20 protein-coding genes, 1 pseudogene and 1 riboswitch are annotated in these 21,256 nt (G+C 42.9%); of the genes and pseudogenes, 5 read left to right on the forward strand and 16 right to left on the reverse strand.

What is annotated here, in order from left to right; translation table 11 throughout:
* Positions 1-80: 80 nt before the first annotated feature.
* The gene (locus E5331_RS15070; RefSeq protein WP_275441254.1) at positions 81-1,037 is read left to right on the forward strand and encodes a DUF1848 domain-containing protein; all 957 of its coding nucleotides are present in this window, start codon (positions 81-83) and stop codon (positions 1,035-1,037) included.
* 80 nt (positions 1,038-1,117) lie between these two features.
* On the opposite strand, the gene E5331_RS15075 is transcribed toward E5331_RS15070, so the two are convergent.
* Both E5331_RS15075 and E5331_RS15080 read right to left on the reverse strand, forming a co-directional pair.
* Positions 1,118-1,714 carry a GNAT family N-acetyltransferase gene (locus E5331_RS15075; RefSeq protein ID WP_123484123.1) on the reverse strand — a complete coding sequence of 199 codons (597 nt, stop codon included), beginning with the start codon at positions 1,712-1,714 and terminating at the stop codon, positions 1,118-1,120.
* The gene (locus E5331_RS15080; RefSeq protein WP_123484124.1) at positions 1,707-1,889 is read right to left on the reverse strand and encodes a hypothetical protein; all 183 of its coding nucleotides are present in this window, start codon (positions 1,887-1,889) and stop codon (positions 1,707-1,709) included. Before E5331_RS15080 ends, E5331_RS15075 begins: the two co-directional genes overlap by 8 nt.
* Positions 1,890-2,255: 366 nt before the next feature.
* Here E5331_RS15080 and E5331_RS15085 point away from each other — a divergent pair, with 366 nt between their 5' ends.
* Positions 2,256-2,642 (forward strand): hypothetical protein, encoded by a 387-nt coding sequence (locus E5331_RS15085; RefSeq protein WP_123484125.1) that lies wholly within the window; start codon positions 2,256-2,258, stop codon positions 2,640-2,642.
* Between the two features lie 348 nt (positions 2,643-2,990).
* On the opposite strand, the gene E5331_RS15090 is transcribed toward E5331_RS15085, so the two are convergent.
* The 7 genes and pseudogenes from E5331_RS15090 to E5331_RS15115 all read right to left on the reverse strand — a co-directional run bounded on the left by E5331_RS15090 (position 2,991) and on the right by E5331_RS15115 (position 9,064).
* Entirely contained in the window at positions 2,991-3,335 is a 345-nt protein-coding gene (locus E5331_RS15090) for a DUF8177 domain-containing protein (protein WP_123484126.1), read from the reverse strand.
* 17 nt (positions 3,336-3,352) lie between these two features.
* The gene (locus E5331_RS15095; protein WP_123484127.1) at positions 3,353-4,105 is read right to left on the reverse strand and encodes an outer membrane beta-barrel protein; all 753 of its coding nucleotides are present in this window, start codon (positions 4,103-4,105) and stop codon (positions 3,353-3,355) included.
* Between the two features lie 372 nt (positions 4,106-4,477).
* Positions 4,478-4,636, reverse strand: coding sequence for a winged helix-turn-helix transcriptional regulator (locus E5331_RS21020; RefSeq protein WP_168355259.1), 159 nt, complete (start codon positions 4,634-4,636; stop codon positions 4,478-4,480).
* The gene (locus tag E5331_RS15105) at positions 4,633-4,992 is read right to left on the reverse strand and encodes an ATP-binding protein (RefSeq protein WP_168355260.1); all 360 of its coding nucleotides are present in this window, start codon (positions 4,990-4,992) and stop codon (positions 4,633-4,635) included. Before E5331_RS15105 ends, E5331_RS21020 begins: the two co-directional genes overlap by 4 nt.
* Positions 4,993-5,032: 40 nt before the next feature.
* Positions 5,033-5,131, reverse strand: a pseudogene (locus E5331_RS21025) (AlbA family DNA-binding domain-containing protein); the annotation flags it as partial.
* A gap of 101 nt (positions 5,132-5,232) precedes the next feature.
* Positions 5,233-7,338, reverse strand: coding sequence for an outer membrane beta-barrel protein (locus E5331_RS15110; RefSeq protein ID WP_123484130.1), 2,106 nt, complete (start codon positions 7,336-7,338; stop codon positions 5,233-5,235).
* A 145-nt stretch (positions 7,339-7,483) separates the two neighbouring features.
* A complete protein-coding gene (locus tag E5331_RS15115; protein ID WP_135985669.1) occupies positions 7,484-9,064 on the reverse strand; it encodes a tetratricopeptide repeat protein in 1,581 nt (526 codons plus the stop codon).
* A gap of 241 nt (positions 9,065-9,305) precedes the next feature.
* Here E5331_RS15115 and E5331_RS15120 point away from each other — a divergent pair, with 241 nt between their 5' ends.
* Genes E5331_RS15120 through E5331_RS15130 form a run of 3 tightly spaced genes read left to right on the forward strand, consistent with a single transcriptional unit; the run spans position 9,306 to position 13,255 of the window.
* A complete protein-coding gene (locus tag E5331_RS15120) occupies positions 9,306-10,625 on the forward strand; it encodes an ATP-binding protein (RefSeq protein ID WP_123484132.1) in 1,320 nt (439 codons plus the stop codon).
* A gap of 44 nt (positions 10,626-10,669) precedes the next feature.
* Positions 10,670-11,083: a Holliday junction resolvase RuvX gene (ruvX, locus tag E5331_RS15125; RefSeq protein ID WP_123484133.1), complete on the forward strand. Its 414-nt coding sequence runs from the start codon at positions 10,670-10,672 to the stop codon at positions 11,081-11,083.
* 33 nt (positions 11,084-11,116) lie between these two features.
* Complete coding sequence (locus tag E5331_RS15130) at positions 11,117-13,255, forward strand: protein O-GlcNAcase (RefSeq protein WP_123484134.1); 2,139 nt, start codon at positions 11,117-11,119, stop codon at positions 13,253-13,255.
* A 120-nt stretch (positions 13,256-13,375) separates the two neighbouring features.
* Here E5331_RS15130 and E5331_RS15135 read toward each other — a convergent pair whose 3' ends face one another.
* From E5331_RS15135 to E5331_RS15165, 7 genes are all read right to left on the reverse strand, one after another.
* Positions 13,376-14,953 carry an ATP-binding protein gene (locus tag E5331_RS15135; RefSeq protein WP_123484135.1) on the reverse strand — a complete coding sequence of 526 codons (1,578 nt, stop codon included), beginning with the start codon at positions 14,951-14,953 and terminating at the stop codon, positions 13,376-13,378.
* A gap of 130 nt (positions 14,954-15,083) precedes the next feature.
* Positions 15,084-15,833, reverse strand: coding sequence for a nuclease-related domain-containing protein (locus tag E5331_RS15140; protein WP_123484136.1), 750 nt, complete (start codon positions 15,831-15,833; stop codon positions 15,084-15,086).
* A gap of 2 nt (positions 15,834-15,835) precedes the next feature.
* Positions 15,836-17,431: an RluA family pseudouridine synthase gene (locus E5331_RS15145; RefSeq protein WP_123484137.1), complete on the reverse strand. Its 1,596-nt coding sequence runs from the start codon at positions 17,429-17,431 to the stop codon at positions 15,836-15,838.
* 6 nt (positions 17,432-17,437) lie between these two features.
* Positions 17,438-19,153 carry a phosphomethylpyrimidine synthase ThiC gene (thiC, locus tag E5331_RS15150; RefSeq protein WP_123484138.1) on the reverse strand — a complete coding sequence of 572 codons (1,716 nt, stop codon included), beginning with the start codon at positions 19,151-19,153 and terminating at the stop codon, positions 17,438-17,440.
* Between the two features lie 100 nt (positions 19,154-19,253).
* Positions 19,254-19,347: riboswitch (TPP riboswitch) on the reverse strand.
* A 241-nt stretch (positions 19,348-19,588) separates the two neighbouring features.
* Positions 19,589-19,993: a hypothetical protein gene (locus E5331_RS15155; protein ID WP_123484139.1), complete on the reverse strand. Its 405-nt coding sequence runs from the start codon at positions 19,991-19,993 to the stop codon at positions 19,589-19,591.
* Positions 19,994-20,028: 35 nt separating this feature from the next.
* Complete coding sequence (locus E5331_RS15160) at positions 20,029-20,553, reverse strand: hypothetical protein (RefSeq protein ID WP_123484140.1); 525 nt, start codon at positions 20,551-20,553, stop codon at positions 20,029-20,031.
* A gap of 395 nt (positions 20,554-20,948) precedes the next feature.
* Positions 20,949-21,218, reverse strand: coding sequence for a hypothetical protein (locus E5331_RS15165; protein ID WP_123484141.1), 270 nt, complete (start codon positions 21,216-21,218; stop codon positions 20,949-20,951).
* Positions 21,219-21,256: the final 38 nt, after the last annotated feature.

Consider the following 21,256-nt stretch of genomic DNA (forward strand, 5'->3'; position numbering starts at 1 on the left):
CTGATTATTTGATTTGGTGCTCTTTTTTATTCACATTTGTTTTTAAACAAGCTCTTAATATTGCAACAGAAATTACCAAAATGGCAAAAAACATTTGGGAAGAGACTGGTATGCAGTGGCAGGACAGTAAAGCACAGTATAATCCTTTCAATCAGCAGAAAATGTATATTTCTTTCAAGAAATGCAAGATTGTAGTTTTCTGGACAAAGAATCCAAAGCCGATTCTCCCATACCTTCATGAACTTGACGAAAGAGGAATATACTATTACTTTCAGGTTACACTCAACGATTATGTAAAAGAAGGTTTAGAGCCTAATGTTTCGTCTGTTGAAGACAGAGTTGAGACATTCAAGAAACTTTCTGATATGATTGGTAAGGAGAAAGTAATCTGGCGTTTTGATCCTTTAATTATTACGCCAAACATTACTCCTCGTGACTTGTTGACCCGTATTTGGCATATTGGAAATAAACTGAAAGGTTATACAAATAAGCTTGTATTCAGCTTCGTTGATGTAAAAGATTATCGCAAGGTTCAAAGCAACCTTATTAAGGAAACTATGTTTTTTACAAAAGAGAATGTGGGAAATGCCGAAGTCAACCTTGCTCAACGCATAGAGATAGTAGAAGGTCTTCAAAAGATTCGTGAAGCTTGGCACAAAGATGGTTGGAATGTTGAAATCGCCACTTGTGCTGAGGACATCGACCTTGAAGCATACGGCATAGAACATAATCGTTGTATCGATGGCGAATTGATGAAACAATTATTTGCGGAGGACGAAGAACTTGTCTATTATCTTCAAACATTGAAATTACCAGAAAGAGACTTGTTTGGTAATTTGCCACCAATACCAGAGAAAGTACGTAATGTAAAGGATAAAGGACAACGTAAGGTCTGTGGATGTATGGTCAGCAAGGATATTGGCATGTATAATACTTGTCGTCATTTCTGTGTCTACTGCTATGCTAATACAAGTAAAGAATGTGTCATCAGAAATGCTGAGAAACATAACGATGAGAGTGAAAGTATAATTGGATAATTAGCTGAGCCATAGTTTTAAAAGTGACTCAAGCACGCGACTACAGCGACCGTATTTTTTTATAAAATTAGGCTCTATCGTTATTTCAAATCGAAGTACATCATTCGGGTGCGTAAGGTTTCTTCTTTGTGAATACCGTAGAAATCTTTTTCCTCTATCTCTGTATGATAAAGGAATTTAAACCCGCAACGTTTGTAGAAATTAAGAACGGCATCACTATTATAGGCATCAACTAAGAGAAAACGGCAGCCGGTTTTATTGTCTTTACTTGTAAACCAAAGTTTAATAAAATCCATAACTTGCATACCTATGTGTCGTTGTCCTCCTTGAAAGGCTTTGTCAACGCCAAACCTACCGATTAAAACAGCCGGATATGTACGTCCTCTCTTATGATTGTCAATCGGTCTATTAATTTTGTTGAGTGTGGCTTTAGTAAGCAACTTGGATTTTATGCTATCATTAGACACAGTAAATGCTGCAACCACACGCTTAGGTTCATGACTGGTCACCCATACGTATGTTTTACCTAACAATTGACGAGCATATAGGATGGCATCGTTGGCAAAGAAATCATTCAAATCACACTCCCCACAATCGATTGGAGAAAGGAGTGATTTTACTTCTTCATCCCACTCGGTAAACGAGCATTCTTCGTATAAATCAAAATTATCAGCCATGCTTTTTGAGAAGTGTTTCTCTAAATTCACGACCTTTGTTCACAATTCGCTGTAATAAGTCTTCCTCTTGCTTAGAAAGAGGTTTGCGGGTAACCGGACGACTTTCGGCTTCTTGAATGAACAGCTCAGCAGTGCGCCCCGTAAGTTCAGGAGATGTATGTATTGCTATTGCCATAATTCTAATTATAAAATATTTAAGTATAAAACGGATGAATATTTCAGTTTGTTGTGCAAAGGATGTAAAATTTTAATGTCATTGCCGATATTAAAGCAAAGTCGCTATATACGCCCAAAAGCGGTATAGAAAGCGAAGAATAAAACAATAGCCGAAACTTTTGTGCAAGCATCTGATTCCTTACTACCTGCACATGCGACAAAGTAATCCTTACGGGAAAGGACAACTGTGGCATACTCGACGACATACGGAAGTGATATCATGAGAGTCGTGTGCCCATATTCAAGAGATTTTCCATGCGATTACGCTGTATTTTAACGTTATGAGTATAGATAGTGTTACAAAATTAGTTTAAATGACTTCTTTATGAAAAACTTGTTGTTTATTATATTTTCTTTTGTATTTGGAAGTTGTACAACCAAAGAACCGGAATGTATTCTTTTCAGTAAACTGAATCAAGATATTCAAGATACTTTGATGAGTATTAATCAAAAGGTGCTAAACGAAGGATATCTGCCTAATTCTCTCATTGATTTTTCAGGAAACTGTCTACTTAAAATATCAGAAATTGGCCCCTGGACTTATTCAAAGCGAGTTTTGAATACAAAAAATATGAATTCAATAAAATTACATCCCAATACCCCTGAGCCATATATTGTATATGACGATTATCTCTACTATCCGGATGAGTATAATTTATTTGTTATGGGGTTTTCTGATACAACTGTTTTTAAAAAGATTCCATTCAAGTAATGTTAGCCCGTGCGGAAGTCTTGACAGTGCGCTCACCGTCAGCGTCATACCAGTAGTTGGACACGACTTTTCGTGCCAGTGAGAGCAAAGAGCAAAACTTGTTTAGTCTTTGGCGAACGCAGCCGAAAATGGGCGAAGCCAAGCCGTTGTTGTCCACTGAAAGCAGGCGGTTCTCCTCGTCCCAGATGAGCTTACGCTCACCGACGCTGTTGTCCTTATGCCGTCGTTCATCATACGGCTTGTGTTTACATCCCTAAAAACAATACCCCTGCCAGCATCGTACTGACAGAGGTATCGTTCATCTATGATGATTCTTGCATGAAATATTAGTTATTGAGATATAGGGTATCATTGCCAAGTACCCTTTAACTTAGCAACTTTGAAATTTGCCTTTTTGCCATTGATGGTTAATTCAACAACAGGATTGGAAAACTTAGTAAGGTGTTGGAATGTAAGAATTACCTTTGCCACGCCATCAGTGACATTAGTGTTAACCGAATTGGCTTCGTACCCTTTTTCACCCTCAACCGGGAAAAGCGTTACACCAGATACGATGTACTCGCCACTTGCGTCGTTATCGGTAAAGACAATGGTTACCTTATTTTCATCATTGTTGAAGTAGCAACAATAAGGCGCGGCGTCCACAGCCAAACATGCAATAGCTAAAACTATTGCGACAACAAATTTTCTCATAGTCGAATATTTTATTTTTAGAATCGATTCTTTTCGTTTGAACCTGCTCCACGCCCTTTGTATCGGTCACGGCTGGAGTTAAATGTGTATTGCAATGTCAGGTAAAATGAACGGCTAAGATTGGTAACGCAAACATAGCGTGTTATATCATGACTGAATGTTGTCACTCCATAATTGCGTTTGTCGAAGATGTCGTTAGCCTCTATGGTGACACTGAAACTGTTGTTGAAGAAAGCCTTGTAAAGTTTTGCATTCATGTATGAGCATGATTTGCGATACATATTCCTGTCATTGCCCGCGCTTTCCCACGCCATATCCACGTTCAGCCATATATCGTAAGGCAGGTGGATTGCGTTCTGCCACTGAATCATTCCTTGTGGATTGTTTAGGTGCTTCCTGCCTTGCCATGTGTCAATGGAGAACCATTGCTTTGTAAGGCCAAGATTTATTCGCGGCTCCCAGACCCCTACGTTGAAACTTGTGCCGATAAAGGCACGGATTGGATGTATCTCGGGAAAGTTGTCAAGAGTCATAAGCTTGACTTCCCCGGTATCTCCGTATGGTTTGGTAGTGGATATAATAGGATCTTTTTTGAGAGTGTATGAAAATTGTGCGAAAATTCTTCTCCATGCCCCTGTGAGTTCAATAGTGTGGGTTTTCTCAGGTTTAAGATATGGATTGTCGCCTTGTAGAGTAAAACGGTTGATGTAGTCTATTGTGCCGTCCAGATCCCCATAATTCGGGCGTTGGGTCTTGCTTGTGTAGCTCATTTAGAGCTGCACCTGTCCTATCTGAGTTGACATAAAATATAAATTAAAATTATCAGCCATGCTTTTTGAGAAGCGTTTCTCTAAATTCACGACCTTTGTTTACAATTCGCTGTAATAAGTCTTCCTATTGCTGAGAAAGTGGTTTGCGGGTAACCGGACGACTTTTGGCTTCTTGAATGAACAGCTCAGCAGTGCGCCCCGTGAGTTCAGGTGATGTATGTATTGCGATTGCCATAATTCTAATTAGAAAATGTTTAAGTAGGGTTTGCTGAATAATATTAAATATTTGATACATTTTAAAATAAACAATCGATTACTTGTATATTTAACAAAAATGTAACTTTGACGTTAAAAGAATGCAATAAAAAACAATTACTCAATCACTTCCCATGAGCCGCCATTAGTTGGTCCAATATGGTGTAATCGACCTTCCCTTACAAGAGCGTCTAACCTTCGTTGTACGCTACTTTCATGCAGTCCTAATTGCTTTGCCAATTCAATTCTTGTAATCAGTACATTTGTTCTAATCAAATCAATAATCTGATTTTTCTGTTCGGTTTTGGTTCGGTTTTGGTTCGGTACGAATCGATTTGTATCGGTTTTCGGTCGCCTCTTATTGACATGAAAATTTCTCGTGGGATAATGGCTGTTACACCACCCTGTTCCACGGTGAATGAAGGATGGAAAAGATTTAATTTGTCAAATTCCCTCATTATTTTCTCGTATCCACGCCCCCAAGCCTCAATAAATCCGGCACGGTAGAACACTTGAGCCATTTTGGGATTACGTGGCTTGGAAGTATGTTTGCTCATAAGGATCTCGACCGTGTAATCTTCTGGTAAGACACCTTCGTTCCACAAACGGATATGATCATCATATATGCTCATCTGATTCCATGTGCCGGTTTGCTGTTTGTGGACTATACTATATCTTACCGCCATGAGCATTGGCAAAGCCGGATACCCATTTCAGATACTCGTCTTTCCAAATACGCTTGTGCTCTATATTCTGATTCTCTTGATTCATATAGCAAAATTAATTCAAAATCCTGACATTCACAATAGAGCAGTTGATTTAAGATTGTCATAATCTGCTGAATTTGGCTCACTTCGCGGTGAGTATGGTTTTTAAAGCCTGTTTCTTTCGCTTATGCCTGCCCCTTTACCTTTATATTTACTCATTGCGGTGTTAAACGAGTATCGTATAATTAGACGGAGAGCTTGCGTATCGCTGTAATTCCATTTGTCAAGCGTCATTTGTGTGCCATGAGTTATCATCGAACTTCTCGCTGTCTTGAATATGTCGGTAGCTTGAAGTTGGAGAAACCAATTCTTTATACTTTTGGCAGCACCGATGTTTAACTGCCAGGAGGGTTTTAACGTGACAACATCCATCTCTCCACGCGTGCGTCCGGAAATCTCACCGGTCATGTTGAATCCCTTTCCCAATGTCACATTGTTGAAGAAGCTGAAAAACAGTATCGGCGTGTTCAGTTTCTTTATGCCATCCGTAGTTTTCATTGAGAAGTGTTGTCCTGATAAGTTCAGTCTGAGACGTGGAGACCACCGTGAAATTCTCGGAGAAAATGAGACTACAATATCATATTTTGACAGATGATTGAAGTTGTCGTAGGTCATTATATTTTGAGGGGTATCCGGCTTATACGGACGAATCACACTGATGATGGCATCTTTGTCGTAAGTATATGTCGCGCTGAAGAATACCCATTTGTATATTCCAGCAAGAGATACATTGTGAATATGTTCCGACGTAAGTGACGGATTGCCTGTCTCGTAGGTAAAGCGGTCGTCATATTGAATGCTGCTGCTCAACTGGCTATATAATGGGCGTTTGGTCTTAGCCTCGTATGACAGTGTAAATTTTGTTTTCCCTATTGGGAATGTGAAGTCCACATTGGGGAAAAATCTGCCGTATCTTCGGCTTTGACCCTTGACAAGCATGTCGTTCTGGTAATAGTCTGATGATGTATGCTCGTACCTGAGTCCGGCGTAAAGCTCTACATTCCTGATGGGTATATTCACCGCAATAAAACCGGCTCCGGTGGTTTCCTTTATCCTGTCATTGGCATCTGGCAGATTGTCGCCGTCATTGATGAAGATATCCTTGCGGTCGGTAGCCGTCACTTCATATCCAAACTCAAGCGAGTAGCCATTGAACAAATATTCCGCCACTCCCTTGGATGCAAACATTGAACTCCTGATACGGTTATCACTCCCGATGATACTTTCTCCTCCGAGCAGACTGTTTTCAACTATTGTCTGCCTGTTACTGTTTCGGCAGGAGTAATAGTCATTATTGATTGTAATGTTGAAGGCATTCACCTTTCCTTGATAATATAGGTTCACAAGATGAACCGGTACTGAGTTTCTTATCCAATTCGTTTCATAATTAATTTTGTCTTCCGTTGCATTATTTACCATGACCGTTTCATCCGTAAGCCATCTTGATTTGGAATCAGGCACTGCGGTGTATTCGCACTTTACGCCAACGTAATGACGGCTGTTTATCTGCCAGTTTGCTCCAATGTTTGCAAGATAGGTGTTTGATTTAGGATATATGCGTATATCTGAATCTAAGAGATAGTGGTCCGGAGTAGAATTGATGGTAGTTTGGTTATGCTGTTTCTGATAACGTCGTGCAAAATCATAATTGAATGTACCGAAGATATCCATCCCCCCGGATCTGTAATTAAGGAAAAGATTGTCTGATTGGGAGAAATAATAAGCTTGCCGCCCCGTAACTGCCATAGACCCGCTCAATCCGTCACCCTGCTTCTTTATTGTCTTTACAAGAATCACGGCTTTTGTTTCTGCACCATATTTTGCACCGGGATTGAAGACAACCTCCACGTTTTGGATCTCTTTTGATGACAATCGATCCAATTCAGATTTGTCGATGAGTTTGCGTCCGTTGATATAAATCTGCGGCGTGCCACGTCCAAGCACCTCAAGATTGCCCTCATTGGAGATTACTCCCGGAAGTTGAGAGATAACGTCTGTACATGTACCGAGATTGCGCAGGGGTGTGCCTTTGACATCCGTTATCAGTCCACCCTTGCTTAGACGTTGCACGTTGCGCGTGCCTGTCACCACCACATCACCAAGCTCTATGGTAAAGGTGGAATCATTTTTAGCGACATTTTTGTTACTCTGGACCTGTGCATGTGTGAGGATCACATTCGAAAACATGAGTGCTAAAATTAAATATTTCATACCTTTTGTTGTTTTTTGACGCAAAGGTATGATGCAATGCTCAGGAGACCAAGAAAATGGCGTTTCACAATCGTTTCACCTTCTTGATAGCATTTCAGAAATGTTGCGCTTGTCGACTCAATATGCCATAGCTCAGTGATTTGTATTACAACTCAAGCAGATTCAGAATTTCAGCAGGGAGCTTTGTTCTAAGTCGGGATTTCCGTGTTCTTATTGCAGTGCCGGTTGCTCCAAGGCAAGCTGCGATAGTTGCATTTGATTCTTTTAGACAAGACATGATGCACGTCACGATATCCTCGGTATTCAATTTGACGCCGGTCATCTTCAAATCAACGATGAAATCGGCGAAGCAACTGATAAGTATTTTCTGAGCTGTCTCGCGTTCCTTAACTGATGGGTAATTTCCGGAATTGCGATATTGTATTGCCATCTTGTCGAGATAAGCCTGCAACTTAGACTCTCTGAACTGCTCGATGCATATATCCATTCTACTACGAACCAAATCAAGTGATTTATCCGACTCATCATCGTTTGCCTCGGCAATGATTTGTTCAACTTTTATGTTGTCGAGACGTTTCTTCAGTTTGAGATATTTTCTTTTTGACTGCCAGACATAGATGCCAACTCCAATGACTATAACCAAAAGTATTCCCAGTCCGATATTTAATAGCAGTTGTCTGTGAGCTTTTGATTGGAGCAATTGAATTTGAAGCCGGGTGTTGTAGTCACGTTGTTCCTCGGATATTTTTTTCTGAATGGATGTGACCTCACTTATTGAATCATTTGTGACAGTGCCTTCGTAAGGTACAACTATTCCCTTATTAAGTAGCCCTATACTTTGGTCTAACAGTCTCAGGTTGTTGTATGTGTTTATTGAATATCGTGTCGGATTCTCGTTATACATACTTCTTGACACCTCCGAATAGTAACGGGCTGAATCAACTTGGGAATTATTCAGATAAATAAATCCTAGTGTAATCCGTTTCCCGAGGCTTTGCGTCTTTATCCGGTTAAGATACTCTACGCTTCTTCTGAAATCTGATGAAGGATTATTGGCATAATTGAGCGCGTATGTTGTAAACAGAGGATCATTCACGTCTGTTTGAGATAATGCTTTTTCCATGTAAATGGCAGTTGAGTCATTATCGCCGATGAAAGAATAGAATAGTCCAACGTCATGCAATGCTCTGGCTCTTTCCTCTTTTGTTTGGGAAACGTTAAGAGCCTCCATAGCATGAGATATTGCCTTTACATAATTTTTCTTTAACGAAGGCATTGCATACATGTTGGATAACTCTATGAGAAGTTCCGATTTTGTAGGGTTTGTGACGTTGGATGCAATATCTATCGCTTTATTTAGAAATATTGAAGCAGAGTCTTGATTGCCAAGCCATCGCATCTTGACAGCAGCAAGTTGATACATGTCGAGCAATGCTGTTGTGTCTTTCTCCGATTCGTAAAATCGGATTGCTTTTTGAAAATAATTGTCTGTAATGAAAGTTTTTCCTTGCTTGACCTTGGCAACAGAAAGTATACGGCATCCCTTTGACATTTGCTCATCAGAAAGATTGTCATCAAGGGAAATCGGAGCCAACATCATCTCCACAGAATCGGGGAAGGTATGCAAAAGAGATTCAGCTTCTGTAAGTTGCCGATCTATTTCATTATTGTGTCTACATCCGGCAAGCAACAGACACAATACAAGTATATTGATAAAAAATTTCATTAGTCTCATCCGGTTCTGACGATCATAAACAAATCTAACATTCCAAATTCGTAAAAATAGACTTATCTCCCAAGATGTTGTGATTCTCAATGGGCAAGGAAGCCATATTTACCAAACGATATATTGAGAAATTTATTGAAGTGTAGATAAATTCATTTGTAATATTCGGTTTAATGGTGTATCTTTGCGAATAGAAACGACAGTTGCGGAAACCACCGTTTCTATTTGAATCTGATAAAGTATGAAATTCTACGATAGAACAGAAGAGATAGCGACGCTACAAAGGATTCGTAAGAACTCCAATGAAAATGCCCAGTTCACCGTCATTACTGGACGCCGGCGGATTGGCAAGACATCGCTTGTGCTTAAAGCATACGAAGATATACCAATTCTGTATTTCTTTGTCAGTCGTAAGTCTGAAAATTTGCTTTGTGAGGAATTTAGGCAAGAGGTTGAAACTAAACTTTCAATAAAGACCGGAGGCTCACCGGCTAATTTTGCCGAGTTGTTTGATTTTCTGATGACGCTCTCAAAGGAACGAAATTTTACGCTGTTTATTGATGAATTCCAAAATTTTGCAAGAGTTAATCCATCCATCTTCAGCGATATGCAGAAGATCTGGGATTTAAATCATTTCGATTCCAAGATAAATCTGATTGTCTGTGGATCTGTATATTCGATGATGACCAAGATTTTTAGGGATTCCAAAGAGCCTCTGTATAATCGTCAGAATCGTTTCATGCATGTCAAGGCTTTCAAGCCGTCTGTGCTGAAAGAGATAATGATGGATAGTGCGCCCGGTTATTCCAATGATGACTTGTTGGCTCTTTACTCTTTTACAGGAGGTGTGGCAAAATATGTGCAGCTTCTGATTGAAGACCATGCTTTTTCCGTTGACTCTATGATTGACAGCATCATTAGTTCGGATTCCGTCTTCATCAATGAAGGGAGGTCTATTCTTGTGGAGGAGTTCGGAAAAGATTATGACACTTATTTTTCAATTCTTTCAGCTATTGCATCAGGGAATACAAGGCGTAATGAGATAGAGTCGATAATAGGTAAGGAGATCGGAGGGTATCTGACTCGTCTTGAAGATGATTACGGTATAATAAAGAAGGCTATTCCGCTTGGTGCAAAACCTCTTTCAAAGAATACCGTATATGAGATACAGGATAATTTCTTCACATTTTGGTTCAGATTCATCTTTAAGTATGGTCATATCCTGGAGATTGGTGCATACAAGCAGATGGGTGACTTAATCAAACGAGATTATCCTACATTTTCCGGAAAGATGCTTGAAAGATATTTTCATGCCAAGGCTGCTGAATCCGGTAAATATACGATTATTGATAGTTGGTGGGATCGTAAAGGGGAAAACGAGATTGATATGATTGCCGCCAATGAGATTGACAGGACTGCTGAAATATATGAGATAAAGCGTCGGCGTAAGAATATAAACATAGCTCAACTTGATGAAAAAGTCAAGGTCATGCTCCCTCAGGTTCCGACTCTGAAAGGTTTTAGCGTGGAGATTAGGGGTCTTGATATGGAGAATATGTAAATCCAAGTTTTTTTATGTACTTTTGTAATTGAAAATCATTCAGAATGGGAAGAATCCTTGCGATAGACTACGGCAGGAAGCGTTGCGGTGTCGCCGTCACCGATATATTACAGATAAGTGCCAACGGGTTGCCAACGGTGCGTGCATGCGACTTGTTGCAATTCGTGAAGGAGTATTGCGGCAGAGAGACGGTCGACAAGATAATCGTAGGCGAACCACGTGACATGCAGGGTAATCCGAGCGAGAGTATGCGCTACATCACTCCATTCCTTGCAAGGTTGAAAAAGGAATTGCCGGATATTCCGGTAGAGATGTTTGACGAACGTTTCACCTCGACCATCGCCCACCGTGAGATGCTTGCGGGAGGATTTTCCAAGAAACAACGTCAGGAGAAGGGGCGAGCCGACGAGATGGCGGCTGTGTTGATCCTTACCGGTTATCTGGAATCGAGATTTTGAAAAATTAGAATGCTTCATTGAAAAATAAAGGAAATGGACGTTGCAAGAATATTATTTGCCGGTGGACTCTCTTGCATGATGTTTCTGCCGATGGGGGCGCAGGTGGATCTTGCTTCCCAGCGTAAGGAGGTGAAGGCGTTTATGTCAGTGCCCGGACATAAAGTAGACCATAAAGGGGTGATAATAAATCCGGTTCCACATGCAATTACCGTGGATTCTGCAAGTAGCCTTTATATCGGCAACGGTTTTAAATTCGATTCCAAGACTCTCTCTGAGTTTTCCGGCGATATTTCAACGGTCGGCATACCGACGGCAGATGATGGCGTCCGTGTCAGGATAAGTTATGGCGATAAGAATGCCCGTAAAAAAGGTGTGCGACAAGTAAGCGGTGCATATTCTCTGACGATCAACAAGAAAGGGGTAGAGGTGACAGCATACGATAAGAGAGGCGTGTTTTATGCGTTGCAGACATTGCGTCAGCTTATCGATAGCCCCGTGGGGAGGGATAAGAATCTTCCATACGTGGATATAAACGACTATCCCGATCTGAAATACCGAGGTGTGGTGGAGGGTTTCTATGGCAATCCGTGGAGCCACAAGGTGCGTCTCTCCCTTATTGATTTCTACGGAAAGAACAAGATGACGGATTATATCTACGGACCGAAGGATGATCCATATCACAGTTCCCCCAACTGGCGCGTGCCTTATCCGGAGGATCAGGCGAATAATATAAGGGAATTGGTGGATGCCTGTAAGCGGAATCATATCAATTTCGTGTGGGCGATACATCCCGGTCAGGATATAAAGTGGGATAAGGATGATTACGAACGACTTCTCTCAAAATTTAATATGATGTATGACCTTGGGGTGCGTTCGTTTGCACTATTCTTTGACGACATTGAGGGTGAGGGTGCCGATTCGCATAAGCAGACGCAACTCATCAACGACCTTACCCGCGATTTTGTGCGTAAGAAGGGTGATGTGTCGAATCTTAGGATATGTCCCACGGATTATACAGAGCTTTGGGCGAATCCGAAACCTACCGGGCAGTTGGCGATATATGGAGAGGAGTTGAATCCGCAGGTGGAGGTGTTCTGGACGGGTAAGGTGGTATGCAGCGACCTGACCCCGCAGACGTTGGAATTTGTAAATTCAAGGATAAAGCGTCCGGCTCTTTTCTGGTGGAATTTCCCGGTGACAGACTATTGCCGTCATATCGTGATGCAGGGTCCGGCGTATGGACTCGACCAGACGTTGACACAAGAGAATGTGGCTGGTATAGTAAGCAATCCGATGGAGCACGGCGAGGCAAGCAAACTTGCACTGTATGGAGTGGCAGACTACACGTGGAATGTAGCCGGATATAATCCGATTGATAATTGGGAGAGGGGTATCGTGAATATTGTTCCTGAGGCACCGGAAGCCTATCGTCTTTTCGCAATACATTCCACTGACACACAGAAGGGATATCGTCGTGATGAATCGTGGGAGACCACTACCTTTGCATTTGACAATTACACACCGGAGCAGTTTGAGGCATTGCGCGATGAGTTCAGTAGAATAGAGGTGGTGCCGCAGAAGATGCAGTCGATTTCCAATAAGGGACTGCTTGAGGAGTTGGCTCCCTGGCTTGAGGAATTTGGTAAGCTCGGCAAACGCGGCAACCGCACGCTGGATCTTATCAAGATATATGAGAAGGGTGATGACCACGAATTCTGGAAGGCATACGTTGCAAACCTTATGAGTGATGATGAGCGCAAGGCGTATGATGCCCATAGGTCAGGCACGATGAAGTTGCAGCCATTCTATGAGGATGCCATGTATGGTATGATGGCAGAGTTCTATAAGAAGGTATCGGGCGTTTATCCGAAGCAATATAGTGCGTCAGACAGTATTGATACTATTCCGGCTTATCAGTTTGCTTTTGACGGTACGCCGGAAACGGTCTATCATTTGGAGGATGCTCTTGAGTTTGACCGTAAGGAGGGTGCTTCGGTAGTGACCATACTTACGGGAGAGCCGACAGGAGAGGTAAGCGTGGTGCAATTTGATAAGAATGGTAAGGAGTTATCCCGTCATAAATTGGAAACTCCCTATACTACATTGCCGTTATCCGTCCCGGCGGTCCGCCTGAGAATAGAAGGTCGTACCGATATCTATGAAATAATTTAGGAAAGGTGTTCCTGGTTTGCGGGATAGACGGATAAGCTATGAAATCGTAAAAATGTTTCTGTGATAGAAACAAAAACGCAAAAATGTTTCTGTGATAGAAACTAAAATAGCTTAATCACATTATTTGTCTGTTTCGATTAGCCAGGAGTCAAGAGATCGGATTGTGCTTGAAAAATTGGCTCCGATTTTTATGATTGCCCGATTGTCATCAGCTTGGAATGGGATCATATAATCGTGCGAATTAATTTGACGGATAGCTTCTAATGCCGATTTATCAATCTTAAATTCAAAGATATAGATATACTTTGAAGTCTTTGCAATCATGTCGATACGACCGGAAGAGGTCTTATACTCCACTTGTGTCATAAAACCGAGCAGTTTCATGATTGTAAATGTGATGTCCTGATAATGCTGTTCAAGCCTAAGCATATTGAAACCATCCTGATTGAAGTCGGCAAACAGACTTTGCAGCCGCTTCATGAATCCTTCAGCATCACCGGATATTACATCATTATAAAATTTCTGTATACTGAACTCTGAATCATAACCAGCATCAGGTATATATACATTCCATAATTGGTTGAGAAAACCTCTTTCTACCTCTTTATTGGGGAATCCGAGTTGGAGCAGTCCGATTTCCGGTTCTGATGCTTTTATTGTGAGGTAGCCGGCTTGATAGAGCACGGGAAGCAGACTTGATTTCATGTCGAACGACACGTTCATGACATCAGACTGGAAAATACTATAATTTTCAAGACGTTGCGGTGAGATTTGATGTGTCTTGATCATCTTCACAAGAAATGTAGGGGTTCCGGTCTGAAACCAATAGTCGCTGATCTTTCTTTTCTGAAGGGCATTCAGCAGACTGAAAGGATTGTAGACGTCAAGTGCATCTTCAGGTGAGAAATTATAGCCGTCATAATTCTCACGTAGTTTCGCGAATGCCTCATCCACTGTAAGATCCCTTTTTTCAGCAAGAGACGCAACCCCTTCATGAAAATATTCGTGTAGCTCGTCCTCAGTTATACCACAGATGCCGCTATATTCCTCATCCATTGATATATCTACGAGATTATTCAGGTCGCTGAATATACTGAGATGCCCGAATTTTGTGACCCCGGTCAGCATGGCAAACCGGATATGTGTATCCTGTTTTTTTAAGTTACTATATATGGAACGAAGATCATTACGATATTCCTCTTGTAAAGATTTATTTCCAACAGTTTCAAGGAGAGGTTTATCATATTCATCAATCAATATCACTACAGGCTGTCCTGTCTGACGATGAGCCTCTTCTATAATTTGTCCGAATCGAAGACCGTATAAATCCTTCTCAATGATTGATATATTGTATTTCTTTTCCCAACCGGAAAGTATGGTGTTAAAATGTTTTTTCAGACTATCCGGCGATTCAAAATTGTTTCCGGAAAAGTCCAAATGAAATACGGGATGTGGTTCCCAATCAGAGGTATAGTCAGCAATAGCCAAACCGTCGAAAAGTTCCTTTCGCCCATTGAAATAGGCTTCTATCGTGGAGATCAGCAATGATTTTCCGAAACGTCGCGGACGGCTGAGGAAGATGTACTGCCCGGTTGAGATCAGACTATGGATGTATTCTGTCTTATCGACATATACGTAACCTCCCTCGCGTATCTTCGAGAAAGATTGCAGACCGATTGGATATAATTGCCGTGACATTTCTCTAATCTTTTTAGTTTTATTAAAGCGGTTTGTGCGACTACTTTCTTGCAAAGATAGTCATAAATATTTTAATTCAAGCATTTGCAGCAGATAATTAATTTCATAAATCTGACATGTGACTTGTTTATCACCATCTTCTGAAGCAACGGAAAAGATTGAAAGGATTGAGGAAACGGAGGAATGACCGGTGGGAATCGCGACGGGCAGCACGCTCGGCTGTTTCAACTTGTGCGGCTACAATATCCTTATCTGTGCCATTCTTTACAGCTTGACGAAGCACAGACATTATCTCATGCTTGTCGCCGAAATTAGCCTCTTGTCGGGAGAGTATGCGTGATACGGTGCGTTTGATTCTGTTAGGATATATCACAAACTCATAGTCCGAATCTGTCTTGATATTCTTCAGTTTACAATCGCCATAGAACACCACCACCGAATAAATCGGTATATGAGGATTATGCGGCAGATTCTCTCTCAAAGCCATGATATGCCCCTTGTTCTGCATCAGCGGATTATAGAAACGGTATTTCTCATGTCCGTGAGCGAGCACCTTTGTCCAGTATCTCTGCCAGACATCACCGAAAATCCAGCCGCTGTAATCCTTTATCTCAAAGGCTATCAGTCCGCATTTCGTAGCCACCACCAAGTCAACCTGCGTATATGTGCCGGATCTCCGCCGGATATAGCAGTCATGAAAGATAGCTTTTGGGTTGATTCCCATTCTAAGCAACGTGAGGACAGTCTTCCTTTCCGACCATTCCCCACGTTTTGGGGACGTTACACTACGGAGCAGCCGCCTGTCGTCAATATATCTCCACAGGCGTATGCAGGCTATAGTGATGAATAGGATAAGGATAGATATTGCAATTAGTTCCATTCTTATTTCTTAGGAAAATCGGGATTAGACGTGAAGGAGTAGGGTGTGCCATTGAAGGAGAAACTTATAGCCGATGCGTGCAGCAGCATACGGGAGCAGGGGGTGCGGTTATTACGATAGTATAGTTTGTCGCCAACTATCGGCATACCGAGTCCGAGAGGGGAGGCAGCGTGCAGTCGCAACTGATGAGTGCGTCCTGTAAGAGGATGAAATTCAATATGGGTAAGTCCGTCCTTGACCTGCACCACGCGATAATCCGTCAGCGCATCCTTGCCGCCATTGGTCATGTATATGTCCACCATCTGTCGGGGGCGGTCGTTAAGGTCGGGAGCCAACGGTAGTGAGATTCTTCCTTCAAGTGGGTGAGAGGTGACGGATATATCGCCGTCAAGCACAGCTATATACGTCTTCTTCACCAACCGCATTTCAAACATACGATGAAACCGGCTCTGCGTCCTCACGTCAAAAGCGAGTAGCAACAGTCCGGAAGTGTCGCGGTCGAGTCGGTGTGCCGGAAATACGTCGCGCCCATAATGCTTACGCAATAGGCTTACCACAGATGGCGCGTCGCTTTTACCGGGTACGGAGAGGAGTCCGGAAGGTTTGTTGACCACGCAAAATCTCTCGTTCTCATATATAATTTCCGGCATCAGTTCGCCGGGGAGGGATGAGGAGGGTGATTGATCCACGTCAAGCCCGCGCATCATCCATCCGAGTATAGGCAGGCACTTGCTATGGCAAGCCGGATAGTGCGCTCCATGATAGCGCACTTCCCCCCTTGGAGATTCCCCATGCCAGAACTCAGCGATTTCCAGAGGTTGCAGATCATGAAGATAGGCATATTGCAGCAACTTCGGTGCGCAGCATTCGCCACTTCCGGAGGGTGGCACTATGCCGTTATACTCTACAAAGATAGTGTTGAGGTCTTTTGATTCACCCTCTGCGTTAAGCATACGGAAATTGGAGAATAGCCAGCGCTGCAGATTCTCCGACATTCGTCGTCGTTTCTCTTTCAATCCGGAGATACGCGCCTTACATTCGTCAATACGCTCCAGTATGGGGGCAAGTTGCTGACGTGCTGCGAGTTTGCAACGATGCAGTTCAGCTTTAAGATACTGGCTCTCACGTATCAGCAGAGTCTCTTCCTCCTGAGATACGCCCTCCTTGCGGCGTGCATCGCGTATGGTCTTAGCCTCCGCCATACGTCGGCGTGCAACCTCAATAGCATTATCGGTCTCCGCTTTCAAAGTCTCATATTCGCGTAGGAGAGATGCATATTCATGGTTCTCTATTTCGGATATGACGCGATTGAGAGCAGAGATCTCCCTTTCATGCACCTTGAAATAACCATCCTCATCAAGATAATCGAATATAGGCGGCACAAATCCCTGCCAATGGAAAGAATCGGCAATCTGTCCGGAGAATGCAGCAAGGGAGGATACCACTCCGTCAGCATCCTTCACCAATAAAATACCAAACATCTTCCCCTTCTCGATTTCATCGCGGAAGGGGGGATGGCGCATGATGTCCCATTGAAGCATCTCGCTATAGGCACGGAGCAGATCCGGACTCGGAGAGTAGTGGAACGGGGAATTCATATCTCGTCAGGATTCTGAGCATGAACCGGCGATATCTTGGGAAATCCTCATGGCGCAGAAATTTGGTCCGCACATCGTGCAGAACCTGTCGTCAGCATCAGGGGCGTTGCGTCTTGACTCAAGATAGTAGCGTTTGGCTTTTTCAGGGTCAAGTGACAGATTGAACTGGTCTTTCCATCTGAATTCATAGCGCGCCTTGCTGAGGGCGTCGTCCCTTACGTTGGCACCCGGAAATCCCTTGCAGAGGTCCGCGGCATGGGCGGCAATCTTATAGGCTATTACCCCATCGCGCACATCGTTCAGGTCGGGTAGGGAGAGATGTTCCTTAGGGGTGACGTAGCATATCATGGCGGTTCCGAGACTTGAGATTATTGCCGCTCCGATTGCCGACGTGATATGGTCGTAGGCGGGTGCTATATCGGTGGTGAGCGGACCGAGAGTATAGAACGGCGCGCCGTCGCATGTCTTGACCTGCTTATCCATATTCTCGCGTATCTTGTTCATGGGCACGTGTCCCGGACCCTCGATAATTACCTGCACATCGTGTTGCCACGCCTTGCGTGTAAGCTCGCCGAGCACTTCAAGTTCAAGAAATTGCGCGCGGTCGTTGGCATCGTGTGTCGAGCCGGGACGCATCCCGTCGCCGAGCGAGACAGCCACATCATATTTGTTGAGAATCTCGCATATCTCATCAAAATGAGTGTAGAGGAAGCTTTCCTGATCATGCTCCACACACCATTGCGTCATGATGGAGCCTCCACGCGACACACATCCTGTCAGACGTTTGCCCACGAGTAGGGCATGCTCGCGGAGCACACCGGCATGGATAGTGAAATAGTCCACACCCTGCTCACATTGTTCGATGAGTGTGTCGCGGTAGATCTCCCATGTGAGGTCGCTCACTTTTCCGTTGACTTTCTCAAGAGCCTGATATATAGGCACCGTGCCAACCGGTACCGGACAGTTGCGGATGATCCATTCGCGGGTCTCGTGTATGTTGTTGCCCGTAGACAGATCCATCAGCGTGTCGCCACCCCAATAGCAGCTCCATACCGCCTTTGCCACCTCCTCCTCAATGCCCGAGGAGAGTGCTGAGTTGCCGATATTGGTGTTGAGTTTTACTGAGAAAGCCGGTCCGATGATCATAGGCTCAGCTTCCGGATGGTTGATATTGGCGGCAATGATGGCGCGCCCGGCAGCCACCTCGTCGCGCACGAACTCGGGAGTGATGTAGGTCTTTATGCCTCTCTTCTCATTATCGAGATTCTCGCGGATCGCCACGTATTCCATCTCCGGGGTGATCATCCCCTTGCGGGCATAGTGCATCTGGGTGACACGCCGACCCTCCTTTGCCTTGCGGGGTTTGTGGGTCATCGGGAAACGTATGGCATCGAGAGACTTGTCGTCACGTCGTGCCTTGCCGTATTCGCTTGATATGTCGGGCTGCACCTCTGTGTCGTCTCTGTCAGCAATCCAACTCTCTCGCTTGCGGGGAAGACCCTTATTGATGTCAATCTTGATGTCAGGGTCGGTATACGGACCACTTGTGTCGTACACTGTCACCGGCTCGTTAGGATATTCCACTCGTTTGCCGTTTTCAATAGTGACCGTGGGATATTGGTGTATCTCTCTCATCGCCACTTTTATTGGAAACAGTTTCCCATTCACGTATATCTTGGTTGAGTTAGGATAGACCGAGACATTGATATTTTCTATGTTCATTATGTTGATTGTTATTTAATTGTCGGAGTATGAGTGTTACAGTGACACGTATAAATAAAAAACGGTCCGATCTGTGGACCGCACCGAATGATAGAGGATTCTAATTCCATGGGAAGCTCCCTTCATCGGCATTATCCGCATCAGGTTCACAGGGTATGATCTCAGCTCCTGAAGGGGCACCCCTGCTTCGTCTGCAAAGGTAGTTTAAAAACTCAACACATGCAAATTTAGGCACCGGTTTTATTTTTTATTCCCGAAGAAAGGATAAAGGATCATTAAGTAATCAAAGAAAAGAAAGAAAACTCTGCGTTCTCCGTGAGATTGATGGTTTAAATGGAGCATGGGGAGCATGGTGCCTCCTGATCTTCTGACTTCTATATCCCGCTGCAGGTTGATGAGATACATAAGAAGTGATTGTAGACCAGGGAGGGTGGGTCAATCGTTGAAGGCAAGGGTGAGGGCTATGCCATCATTGGTGAAATTGATTGCCTTGGGGGAGAGAATTTCAAGAGCCTTCTTCAATTGTGGGATATTCTGAAGATGCACCAATATCGTGTGGTTCTCCTTCGGTTCGATAATCTCACCCAGTTTGGATTTCGTCAGATACTGAGTAATGCCGGAAATCACCATATCAAGGGGTGCACCACCATCATATTTGAAAAAGATGTCATTCCCCTGAATCCTCACCACAGTGAGTTTCACGGAGATAGTCATCAGAAGAATCTTCTTGCCATACGCGACATTGACAGAGTCCCTGTCGACGAAAGACAGTTTCACAGGAGCCTTCGCAGCCTTCAAAATCTGCTGCTCCACTTCCGGATAAGAAATCGCTATTTTCATATCAATCAAATTTATATTTATAATTCTAACGTAACTTAACCGTCAAAATTACTATTCTCTTGTGAGATATTTTTCTCCCATTTTTCTATCTCGTTATAAAACCCATAATCCCGTGCAATCGTCTTGAATCTCCGTAATACATTACTCATATAGTTCGGTTCGAACAATCCCTTTTCAGAAGCTTTCTTATAACGATTGAATGCTTCGGTGAAAGCATTGAAAGCTTCCTCCCGTGAAGGGAAATATGTAAGTTTGATTCTACGGAGTCCCGATTTGAAACATCTCATGTAATCATCGCGAGTCCAGTTCTTTTCCGTGACAGTTTTTTTGTCAATACCGTCGTTTGATGCCTTGACTTGATTATTACCTTGATTTGTATTCTGATAGAGCGACTTTTGGAATTTACTGGTATAAGCCTTTTTGTGGGAACTTGTCAGATGCCATGCAGCACATGCAGCGCAGTAATATGTTCGGGTCAGCTTCTTACCCCCGCTTTTCACCACATCTTGACCATTATAGCGTATAAAAGCGAGAGCTTTCTCTTTTGATGGAAAACTCATCTTGGCTCGATTGCAATCTGGACAAAATATATGATTCTTAGTCGGTTTCAAGTCTATTGATTCGTTATGATATTTATATATTGCCCAAAGTTAACGTTTATTCGTGAGGTATGCAACATTTTACCACGCATAACTTCCCATAAAATACCATCTTACCCTGAGATGATTCAACCATTGACGACACAGAAATCTATATCCCTCATAGACAACGGTGTGATTTAACCGCGGAGCATACGGAGCGCACAGAAATTTATATTTTCCCTTTGAGCTCCCAGTAGGTGGTAAGCATTAACTGAAGTAGATCTTGCAGTTGCCACATACAATAACATCGACAATAACTTATTATGGTTGTAGTCGATGTTATTGTATGTTGTATCTTCAGTCTGTACTTCAAGTTAATGCTTACTGTATTTCAGATCTTCAATCATGTTTTGGTATTTTTTTGGTAAATCTGGATACCAGTTCTCAGTAACTGCCTTAGGATAGTTTGCCTTAATGCAGGCTTGTAAGAGATACATAAGATGTTTAGCTTCCGCTATATTTTCTGCTTCAAAACGAATGCTTCCTATCATATTTTTTTCTTCGGCAGCAGCAGTTTTTACTTTAAGACCATCAAAAACACCGTTGGTTTGAAGAGTTAACCAGTGGTATAATTTTTTCTCCATAATCTAAATTTTATGATAGACTCAATATTAAGATAATA

Source organism: Lepagella muris (genome assembly GCF_004793975.1).
GTDB classification, from domain to species: domain Bacteria; phylum Bacteroidota; class Bacteroidia; order Bacteroidales; family Muribaculaceae; genus Lepagella; species Lepagella muris.

What these genes read in the sequence shown, in the direction of transcription:
- E5331_RS15070 (WP_275441254.1), top strand. Translation starts at nt 81, where the DNA reads ATGGCAAAAAACATTTGGGAAGAGACTGGTATGCAGTGGCAGGACAGT.
- E5331_RS15075 (WP_123484123.1), bottom strand. Translation starts at nt 1,714, where the DNA reads ATGGCTGATAATTTTGATTTATACGAAGAATGCTCGTTTACCGAGTGG.
- E5331_RS15080 (WP_123484124.1), bottom strand. Translation starts at nt 1,889, where the DNA reads ATGGCAATAGCAATACATACATCTCCTGAACTTACGGGGCGCACTGCT.
- E5331_RS15085 (WP_123484125.1), top strand. Translation starts at nt 2,256, where the DNA reads ATGAAAAACTTGTTGTTTATTATATTTTCTTTTGTATTTGGAAGTTGT.
- E5331_RS15090 (WP_123484126.1), bottom strand. Translation starts at nt 3,335, where the DNA reads ATGAGAAAATTTGTTGTCGCAATAGTTTTAGCTATTGCATGTTTGGCT.
- E5331_RS15095 (WP_123484127.1), bottom strand. Translation starts at nt 4,105, where the DNA reads ATGAGCTACACAAGCAAGACCCAACGCCCGAATTATGGGGATCTGGAC.
- E5331_RS15105 (WP_168355260.1), bottom strand. Translation starts at nt 4,992, where the DNA reads ATGAGCATATATGATGATCATATCCGTTTGTGGAACGAAGGTGTCTTA.
- E5331_RS15110 (WP_123484130.1), bottom strand. Translation starts at nt 7,338, where the DNA reads ATGAAATATTTAATTTTAGCACTCATGTTTTCGAATGTGATCCTCACA.
- E5331_RS15115 (WP_135985669.1), bottom strand. Translation starts at nt 9,064, where the DNA reads ATGAAATTTTTTATCAATATACTTGTATTGTGTCTGTTGCTTGCCGGA.
- E5331_RS15120 (WP_123484132.1), top strand. Translation starts at nt 9,306, where the DNA reads ATGAAATTCTACGATAGAACAGAAGAGATAGCGACGCTACAAAGGATT.
- ruvX (WP_123484133.1), top strand. Translation starts at nt 10,670, where the DNA reads ATGGGAAGAATCCTTGCGATAGACTACGGCAGGAAGCGTTGCGGTGTC.
- E5331_RS15130 (WP_123484134.1), top strand. Translation starts at nt 11,117, where the DNA reads ATGGACGTTGCAAGAATATTATTTGCCGGTGGACTCTCTTGCATGATG.
- E5331_RS15135 (WP_123484135.1), bottom strand. Translation starts at nt 14,953, where the DNA reads ATGTCACGGCAATTATATCCAATCGGTCTGCAATCTTTCTCGAAGATA.
- E5331_RS15140 (WP_123484136.1), bottom strand. Translation starts at nt 15,833, where the DNA reads ATGGAACTAATTGCAATATCTATCCTTATCCTATTCATCACTATAGCC.
- E5331_RS15145 (WP_123484137.1), bottom strand. Translation starts at nt 17,431, where the DNA reads ATGAATTCCCCGTTCCACTACTCTCCGAGTCCGGATCTGCTCCGTGCC.
- thiC (WP_123484138.1), bottom strand. Translation starts at nt 19,153, where the DNA reads ATGAACATAGAAAATATCAATGTCTCGGTCTATCCTAACTCAACCAAG.
- E5331_RS15155 (WP_123484139.1), bottom strand. Translation starts at nt 19,993, where the DNA reads ATGAAAATAGCGATTTCTTATCCGGAAGTGGAGCAGCAGATTTTGAAG.
- E5331_RS15160 (WP_123484140.1), bottom strand. Translation starts at nt 20,553, where the DNA reads ATGAGTTTTCCATCAAAAGAGAAAGCTCTCGCTTTTATACGCTATAAT.
- E5331_RS15165 (WP_123484141.1), bottom strand. Translation starts at nt 21,218, where the DNA reads ATGGAGAAAAAATTATACCACTGGTTAACTCTTCAAACCAACGGTGTT.